This window comes from Listeria rocourtiae FSL F6-920 (assembly GCF_000525975.1).
Lineage (GTDB): Bacteria > Bacillota > Bacilli > Lactobacillales > Listeriaceae > Listeria_A > Listeria_A rocourtiae.
In genome coordinates, this window is record NZ_AODK01000096.1 from 1 (window position 1) to 820 (window position 820).

Consider the following 820-nt stretch of genomic DNA (forward strand, 5'->3'; position numbering starts at 1 on the left):
CGGAGAACTTGATTGTGATGCAAGGCGTGACGGAAGATAACGTTGGCTGGTTAGAAAATGCCCATGCCCAAGATACCGTTGATGGCGACATCACCGATAAAATCACGTATGACGCGAGCCAAGCAGACCTGACAACAGCAGGCAATTACCCAGTTACGTATAGCGTGACTAATAGCAATAACAAAACAACCACAACGACTGTAAACCTGCAAGTTATTGCACCGCAGCCAGTACCAGCACAACCAGAAATCAAACAACCAGAACCAAAGCAGCCAGAAGTAAAACAACCAAGTATCAAAAAAGCACTACCTAAAACGGGTGACACATTTAATATGTTGTACGCACTTCTCGGATCAGCATTCATCCTGATTGGAGCACTGTTACAAAGACGGCGCAAACAAGACTAAGCATTTAATGAGCAGAGGCGGCTGTGAAATAAGGGAATCTGAAGAACATCGTATGTCTAAGTAGTTAAAATACGTATCAAAAACCTAATAGTGGATTTTTGATACGTACTTTCCTACTTCAGTTGAAGCTACGACATGGATGGAGGAGATAGGAAGAAATAGGAATGGTAATATCCAATAAAACGTAGGGAAACTAGTAAAGAGTATTACTCTCTTGCTAATTTTTTCTGCGTGTATTTATATGCCAAAATAATACCCCGGTAGTCTTCTCAGCGATATATTTTTTTAGACTATCTAAATGTAAATTTTTTTGTTATACATACGATGACTGCATTCAAATTGATTATATTTCTGTATATAAAGACATATTTTTTTGAGATATCATAAAATAGTACGTTATAAGGCTTGAGCCT

At 38.4% G+C, this 820-nt stretch carries 1 protein-coding gene; it reads left to right on the top strand.

Annotated features, from left to right (window positions below; all coding sequences use genetic code 11):
• A partial coding sequence (locus PROCOU_RS15985) for an LPXTG cell wall anchor domain-containing protein (RefSeq protein ID WP_036074412.1) occupies positions 1 to 407 on the top strand: 407 nt, incomplete at its 5' end.
• Positions 408 to 820: the final 413 nt, after the last annotated feature.